The organism is Granulicella arctica (genome assembly GCF_025685605.1).
Classification (GTDB): domain Bacteria; phylum Acidobacteriota; class Terriglobia; order Terriglobales; family Acidobacteriaceae; genus Edaphobacter; species Edaphobacter arcticus.
In genome coordinates this window covers 58,649-66,488 of record NZ_JAGTUT010000006.1, presented here as the reverse complement: position 1 = coordinate 66,488, position 7,840 = coordinate 58,649, and the positions used below count along the sequence as shown (strand labels likewise).

6 protein-coding genes are annotated in these 7,840 nt (G+C 56.4%); 5 read left to right on the top strand and 1 reads right to left on the bottom strand.

Annotation, left to right across the window (positions count from 1 at the left end):
- Positions 1 to 427 precede the first annotated feature (427 nt).
- On the top strand, positions 428 to 850 hold the full coding sequence (locus OHL20_RS24515) for a plasmid mobilization protein (protein ID WP_263385938.1): 423 nt from the start codon (positions 428 to 430) through the stop codon (positions 848 to 850).
- Positions 847 to 1,701 carry a hypothetical protein gene (locus tag OHL20_RS24510; protein ID WP_263385937.1) on the top strand — a complete coding sequence of 285 codons (855 nt, stop codon included), beginning with the start codon at positions 847 to 849 and terminating at the stop codon, positions 1,699 to 1,701. The genes OHL20_RS24515 and OHL20_RS24510 overlap by 4 nt, the downstream gene beginning before the upstream one ends.
- A 10-nt stretch (positions 1,702 to 1,711) precedes the next feature.
- Here OHL20_RS24510 and OHL20_RS24505 read toward each other — a convergent pair whose 3' ends face one another.
- Entirely contained in the window at positions 1,712 to 1,990 is a 279-nt protein-coding gene (locus OHL20_RS24505; protein WP_263385936.1) for a hypothetical protein, read from the bottom strand.
- Positions 1,991 to 2,062: 72 nt separating this feature from the next.
- On the opposite strand from OHL20_RS24505, the gene mobF reads away from it, so the two are divergent.
- The 3 genes from mobF (at position 2,063) to OHL20_RS24490 (ending at position 7,837) form a co-directional block, all read left to right on the top strand.
- A complete protein-coding gene (gene mobF / locus OHL20_RS24500) occupies positions 2,063 to 4,807 on the top strand; it encodes a MobF family relaxase (RefSeq protein WP_263385935.1) in 2,745 nt (914 codons plus the stop codon).
- A gap of 625 nt (positions 4,808 to 5,432) precedes the next feature.
- Positions 5,433 to 6,686, top strand: coding sequence for an ImmA/IrrE family metallo-endopeptidase (locus tag OHL20_RS24495; protein WP_263385934.1), 1,254 nt, complete (start codon positions 5,433 to 5,435; stop codon positions 6,684 to 6,686).
- Between the two features lie 458 nt (positions 6,687 to 7,144).
- Positions 7,145 to 7,837, top strand: a complete 693-nt coding sequence (locus OHL20_RS24490) for a hypothetical protein (RefSeq protein WP_263385933.1) — start codon at positions 7,145 to 7,147, stop codon at positions 7,835 to 7,837.
- Positions 7,838 to 7,840 lie beyond the last annotated feature (3 nt).

The window sequence follows — 7,840 nt, the reverse complement described above, 5'->3', positions numbered from 1 at the left end:
CGTGTTCTGCCTGGATCGCACATGCGCAGGGTTCCATGCGTCGAGCCCTGCGCGCGTCCTAGGACATCGCCGTGTCGTCCACCTGGACTTCGCCCCTTTCGCCCTCCCAGCAGGGCTCCAGTGGCTCTCTGAGGCCTCCTAGCCGGAGCTAGAAGGCCTGCGCTGCTTTGCAGCGGGAGAAATAATGACACATCACCCCCAAAGGGTTGCTGTGGAGCGACTGGTCGTTTACGAATGTAAACGTGCGTGAATTCAACTACTTAGCTTGGATGCGTAAACGCGGCCATAGAACTGCACGACCTATGTAAACGAATTCTCTACTCCGGCGTAAACATATTCATTCTAGGAGGGATACTCTAGAAGAGCCGTTTACAGGCTTGACGGCTCACAGGGATTCGCCTTACGTTGGTTTCGAAGGCGGTACCTTTTGAGCACTCCCCGCACAGGCCCTGTTTCAAGCTCCCAGACGATCCCCGACCCAGAAGCTCGGAACCTTCCCCGCGCTAAAACAGTAGCGACTCGACTCTCCGCTGAAGAGCTGGACGAGATCGAGTTCGCGGCTAAGCGCTCTGGCAAGCAGCTCGCAGCGTGGCTCCGCGATGTTGCTCTTGAGGCTGCGCGGCCGACTCCGGACACGAGCGAGGTGCTCCTGGCGGAGGTCGCGGCAACGCGCTACATGCTCCTGAATCTGTTCCACGCGAGCGCAACGGCGACCCAGGACGGCGCTCATCTGACACCCGAAACCGTGCTCAAGATCCGTGAGACGGCGGATTCCCGCAAGCAGCAAACCGCACGCAAACTGCTTCAGGATTTTGCCGCCGCCGAGGAAAAAAATGGAGGCAAACGATGAGGAAACCGGTCCTGCTGGTTGCGCTTGTGATCCTCATCGGGGTGTTCAACGCGACGAACTTAACGCCGCTGCTCGGTCCTCTTCTGTACACGATGACGCCCCTCCAGCGGTACTATGCGACCGACTATCTGGCGAGCTCCTGGCACCGGGACAACCCCGCCGCGACGACCGAAACGCGTCTGCTTTGGAAGACCAGGAAAGGGAAGTCGGAGCTTGCGACCGAGCAAGACCTGGTTCAGTTGGCGCTCGGACCGAGACTCGGGACGTACTCGCCCGAGCCGTTTCGGTTGAGCGATGAAGCTCTCGCCGAGGGGTGGACCGCGGTCCGTCGCGAGAATCCCCACGAGGTAAAGTCGGCTTTGCTCGAGAACGTTCTTGAGCAGCAGATCTATGACGGGTATCCCTTCTGGCGATTCTTTGAGCAGCCGGCGCTTGGGCTCGCAGTGTTGTTCGTTGTCTGGCTTGTGATCGGTGCCTGGCGGCGGGAACGATGGGAGCGAGGCTGGTGGAAGCAGAACCAACCTCAACTTTCGTTGTGGGCCTGGAGCCTCGAAACCTCTGACCGAATGACCAAACGATTGCTCCCACGACCCAAGGCCCCAGAGATTCCGGGCGTCCCACCAACACGTCAATTGCAATCGAAAGCGCCGGCTGCGAACCGAATTCTTACGGCTTCCGTGCTGTCGGTCGAGACGAAGCCGGCTCCAGAACCTGTCGCAGTTCCGGCGTCGGTTTCCGCTCCTTCGACCAAGAGTCCTGCCGCCGTCCAGGTCCCTGTCTCAGTCACTCCTACAACTTCGGCAAAGCCAAAACCTGCGTTCGTCTGGGACGAATCGCAGGGGCTTGATTAGAGGAGAGACGTTATTCCTGAGCAGGCGCAGGAGCGACCAGCTTGACAGCCTTCTTCGCTGATTTCTTAGGTTTCTTGGGCTGCTTAACTGAATCCATTAAGTCAATGAAATCGGTCCATTTAATCTTTTGGCCGTTTTCGCGCTTCGTTCTTCCAGGACACCAGATGAGATGAGTTTTTGTCACAACCAAATCGCCAAGCATCTTGCCACCGGGTTCGTGGATCTCCAACTCGATCCCCTTGTTCTTGATTGCCATGTCCACGTCGAACGACTTGATTGAAACGTCCATCTACGATTGCCTCCTGGAATGTGTTGTGAAGATCACTAATTATGTCAGCTTCCACAAAGGATAGAGATTCTTTTGCTTTCGATCTCCTCCAAACCGCTCTCCGCCGGCCAGGCCCGGACGTACCACGCGCGCGAGTTCGCGTCCGAGAAGCAGAATTACTGGAGCCGCGACCAGCAGGGCCACTCGGAATGGCAGGGCAAGCTGGCCAGCCAGTGGGGCTTGCAGGGTTTAGTCGGCTCCGAACATTTCGCCCGGCTGAGCGAAGGCCAGCATCCCCAGACGGAAGAGCAACTCGTCCGGCACTCCGTATCGAAGACCTACGAAGGCAAGAACGGCAGGGAAGTGACCACGGTCGAGCACCGGGCCGGGTGGGATGCGACGTTCTCCGCGCCGAAGTCGGTCTCAGTGACGGCATTGGTGGGCGGTGATGACCGAGTGCGGGAGGCGCACCGGGAAAGTGTCCGGGTCGCGCTTTCGGAGCTCGAACGGTACACCCAGGCACGAATCGGCAACGTCCGGGAGCCGGAGACGACGGGCAAGTTTGCCGCCGCGACCTTTGAGCACGACACCGCGCGGCCGGTCGACGGCTATGCCGCGCCCCAGCTCCACACCCATGCCGTGATCTTCAATGTGACCGAGCGGGAGAACGGCCAGACACGCTCTCTCCAAACCCACCAGATGTACAGCTCGCAGACCTACGCGACCAAGGTCTATCAGACCGAGCTGGCGGTGCGGCTTAAGGATCTCGGTTACACGGTCGAGCGCGGGGAGTATGGCCAGCCGGAGATCAAGGGCTACACGAAGCAGTACCTCGAAGCATCGAGCCCACGTCGCGAACAGATTAAGGACCATCTCCGCGCCGAAGGTCTGGACGGACCAGCCGCGGCACAGGTTGCCGCTCACCGGACGCGGGATTCGAAGGAGCTCCTGTCGCAAGGAGAGGTGTTGCAGCAGCACCGCGAACTGGCCGAGCGGTTTGGCCATCAGGCAGACCGGGTTGTGGCTGAAGCGCGGGAGCATACGCAGAAGGTCAGTCGGGAACCGGAGCTGGCAGCACGGCAGGGTGTCACCTATGCCCGCGATCATCTCTTCGAGCGATCGGCGGTCGAGAGCGGGCGATCGATCCTGACAGCGGCCCTGGACCGGAGCATGGGGGAGGCCTCGTTCAGCCAGGTACGTCAAGAGTTCGACCGAAGGAAGCAGGCTGGGGAGTTCCGCACCGTCGATCACGGTCCAAAACACGAGGGCCAGCACTATACGACGGCTACGATGGTGAAGATGGAACGCGAGATCCTCGCGCACGTTGAGAAAGGAACCCGACGTGGCTATGACGACCCGATGCTGGTGGAGGGTCGGACGCGGATCGAGACCGAGGACCGACATCCGCAACTAAACGCAGCCCAGTGGGAGGCCGTCGATCAGGTTTTCTTGAGCCGGGAAAAGATCATTGGCTTGGATGGCGTTGCCGGGGCAGGGAAGACGACCACTCTTGCGGTGATCCGGGAAGGCGTCGAGCGGGATGGAATCAGGATCGAGGGTTTTGCGCCGACGAGCGGCGCGGCGGCGAAGCTGGCCGAGGCAGGGATTGAGACTTCAACTTTGCAGAAGCATCTCGCCCGAGGCCAGCAGAGAGACACCGGCGAGCAGCGGCTCTATGTGGTTGACGAGAGTTCGCTGACCTCCACCCGGCAGATGCACGAGTTCATCGGGCGCCTGCACCCGAACGACCGCGTTCTCCTGGTCGGCGACACCCGGCAACATGAATCGGTGGAGGCTGGCCGAATCTTCGCTCAGATGCAGGACGGCGGCATGAAGACGGTGAAGCTCGATGAGATCGTGCGCCAGAAAGACCCGGAGTTGAAGCAGACCGTCGAGCAGCTCGCCCATGGCCAGGTTGGGGAGGCGATTGCCGGCCTGGAGCGTCAGGGCCGCATCCATGAGGTGAAGGGAAATAAAGAGCGGATCGGGGCCATCGCAAAGGAGTATGCCCGGTCGCCTGAGAGTACGCTGGTCGTCTCGCCCGACAATCGTTCCCGCATGGAGATCAATCAGGCGATTCACGCCGAGCTGCAGTCCAGGGGAATCGTCGGCCAGGAGGAGCATCGGACCCAGGTGCTGGTGCCGCGTCAGGATCTCACTGGGGCAGACCGAATCTGGGCAGCCAGGTACGACGCCGGCGACGTGCTTCTCTATAGTCGGAGTTCGCAGGAGACCGGCATCGCCAAAGGCGAGTATGCCAGGGTCAAGAGCATCGACGCTCCAAACAACCGGCTCACAGTCGAGCTGCAGGACGGCACAGAGAAGAGCTACGACCCGCGCCGGCAGCAGGGTGTTTCGATCTATCGCGAGCAGGATCGAGAGTTTTCCGTCGGGGACCGGGTGCAGCTTACCGCTCCGTCATCAGAGTTGAAGCTGGCAAACCGGGAGCTGGGGACGGTCGAGAACATCGGCGAGAGCCGGATGACCCTGAAGATGGATAGCGGTCGGTCGGTCGAGGTTGACCCAGCGAAGCATCCGCATCTTGACCACGGCTATGCCGTGACCAGCCATTCCAGCCAGGGACAGACTGCCGACCGGGTGCTGATTAATGTTGATACGGAGCTGGGAGCCAAGGACCTGCTCAACAACCGCATGGCCTATGTCGCCGTCTCGCGCGGAGCGCATGATGCGCAGCTCTTTACAAATGATCGAGCAGGGCTGGGAGCGGCGCTTGGGCATGACGTTTCGCACCAGAGTGCTCATGCGCCCGAGTTGAAAATTGAGCCTAAAATTGAGATTGTGCCCGAGCGCTCGCACGGGTATGGACTTGGCATGTAACTCGTTTACTGCGAACTGATAGTAGTTCCGATTTTTCTCCCTCATTTGTGGTAAGAATATAGGAAGCGATGTCCTGGAGGTTGCTTGGAACAACGAGTCTTTACAAAGCCAGTCGAAGTCGAAGACAGATTGAGGAAACTCGGTCTGACTGAGCAGCTCTTGCTAGATCCCGTTAAGCGCGGCTTCTTTGCTTGGCTAAACTGCACGCAAAATCATCCACCCGCTTTTGCTGGCATCATGGCTTGGGGTGAAGCAAATTGTGGGCTTCGGGAGGGGCTCGTCCCACGAGGTTGGGAACGCCATAACGATCGCAACCTGCCGCTTACCATTATGCGAGAGACTGGAATCGCGCTTACGGTCTCTTCTGGCGATGAGTGCACAGGTATCGAAGGGATGGTTCCACGCACGCGAAATCCCAAGGGCGTGACGATTAAGGATGCAACCAGTTCAAATCGGGCTCAGCTAGGATTGTTTTCAGACATGGACGCACCTCCGGACCCGATCGACCTCGAGGCAATTGAGGAATGGTCGACTTGGCTTCTCCTCACCTACCGGGACACGATGACTAGAAGCGTTCGATGTGAATTGTCCCGACCTATCGCTATTGGGATTGACGGAAGAGTAGATGGATGGGCTGAGCGCATCATCCTTGCTTCTATCCCATTCGATGGTGATGAAGTATTGCTCGTACATGACAACGATAGAGGCGGGGATGGAAGTGGATCAGCAGAGACCGGAAGCGACGACACAATTCACGTTGAGGTTAGACGACGAGCGTGAAGCCCCAGGGTTCAATCCCAATAGACTTGCTGTTGCGCGTAGACGTCGTGGCATGACCAAAACCGACTTGGCGAGCGAAGTTGGCCTTGAGCTGCGCACGATTTCTGCCTATGAGGCAGGCGAGTTTAAACCAAGTACCAAAGCTGTAGCAGATCTGGGCCGTGTTCTTAAATTTCCTGTAGCCTTCTTTTTTGGGGAAGATCTGAATGAGCCGACCCCTGACACCGCCAGTTTTCGTGCTCAATCAAAAATGAACGCTTGGCAGCGCGACATGGCTCTAAGCCAAGGGGCAATCGCACTGCACTTGAATAGTTGGTTGGAAAAACGGTTCGAGCTCCCTCATCCGGATATTCCAGAGATTGGACGCGATCAAAGTCCGGAAGCGGCTGCTGAGGCGCTCCGTCGTGAATGGGGCCTCGGTGTTGGCGAAGTGCGAAATACGGTCCACCTGCTGGAGAGTAAGGGCGTACGCATTTTTGCGCTCTCGGTTAAAGCAAAGGAAGTTGACGCTTTTTCAATGTGGAGGGGCGGAACTCCCTTTGTATTTCTGAACACCCAGAAAACAGCGGAGCACAGCCGATTCGATGCAGCGCATGAACTAGGTCACTTGGTTCTGCATAGGCATGCTGCCCCTCAAGGTCGACAGGCCGAAAAGGAAGCGGACGCCTTTGCTTCAGCCTTCTTGATGCCGCGTGCTAGCGTCCTTGCTCATGCCCCAAAATTCACAACTACAGAAACCCTTGTTCGTCTGAAGAAGATCTGGTCCGTCTCAGCGGCTGCACTCGCCTATCGTTTTCACACTCTGAAGATTTTGAGCGATTGGCATTATCGAACCATTTATGTGGAGCTCTCAAAGCGCGGTTACACCAAGAATGAGCCCGATCCAGGACGTCACGAAGCCTCGCAATTGCTCGCGAAAGCATTTTCCGCGCTTCAGGAAGAGGGCATTACTCGTCAACAAGTCGCAAAGGATCTCTGCGTTAACATGACAGAGCTTGATGATCTATTGCTTGGACTCGCGTTCGGAAGAGTTGACGGAGGCAAACAGCTTGGCGCACAAGGTCCTTTGGAAAGGCGCAATTTGATTAGAGTGAAGTGATTATCAAAGAGAGCAAGCTATAAATTTGACGCTCTTCGAGCTTGGAACGTGGATAAAGCCCGCGTTCCATAAACTACAGTCTCGACGGCGGAAACCATTACGGTTTTGGCAGGGTGGCATGACTATTGTGATATTGAACACAAAGGGAGCGAGTGCAGATGGGCAGTGAACGGTGGGATCGTTGGTTACCTATATATTTCAACTTCAGCTTACCCGTGCCGTCGGTTACATGGCTGGACGTTGAATCTAAGAAGATGTCGGAACCGTTTTACAACCAAACAATACGGAACCTTCGATTAGCACCTTCAACGTCCGAACGAACCACTGGCATTGAGGAACTGGTTCAAATCGCCGCTTCATTTCCTTCTATAGATCCTGCTTGCATAATTTTTCACGTTTCCAGATGTGGCTCAACTCTTCTCACGAATGCGTTTAAAGCAGGCGGAGAGTGTACCACTTTGTCCGAAGCATCCGTTATCGAAAGCCTTATTAGGGAAAATACATTTCAAGGTATTGCACTTGGTGTCGAAGGTGCGGATAACATTCGCGCTCTGCTTCTTCGCGCGGTTGTAAGCCTATACACCGCATGCTTTGGATTGCCAGTCGTGATCAAGGCTCATACTGCTAACATTCTGCGAATCTCACATATGCGTTCAGTTTGGCCGTCTGTTCCTTTCATTGTGAATGTCAGAAATCCTATTGAGGTTATCGCATCGAATCTGGCAGGCCCCGCAGATTGGTTGAAAACTATCCTTGCTCCTTATGACGAAGAAAACGTCTTTGGATTCACTGGACCCGAGACGAGACAAATGTCGATGGAAGAGTATTGCGCACGGGGTCTGGGAAGATTTTTAAAAGCAGCGCATAGAGATCTCGATGATCGATGCTGGGTCCTTGATTACCAACACATGAATCTCGCAAACATCTACAAGGCAGCACAGCTAATAAATCTAGAGATGCCTGATACTCATGCAAAACAGATTGCAAGTGCGTTCCAGACGTATTCCAAAGACCCAGCAGCAATCCGCATCCATGTGGATGACCGCGATTGGAAGCTGAGCAATGCGCCAGTTTCAGTTCGCAGGCTGGCTGCACAATGGACGCTTGAACCATACCAAAAATTGCTTGAGGCGTCGATATTCTCGCTTTAACTA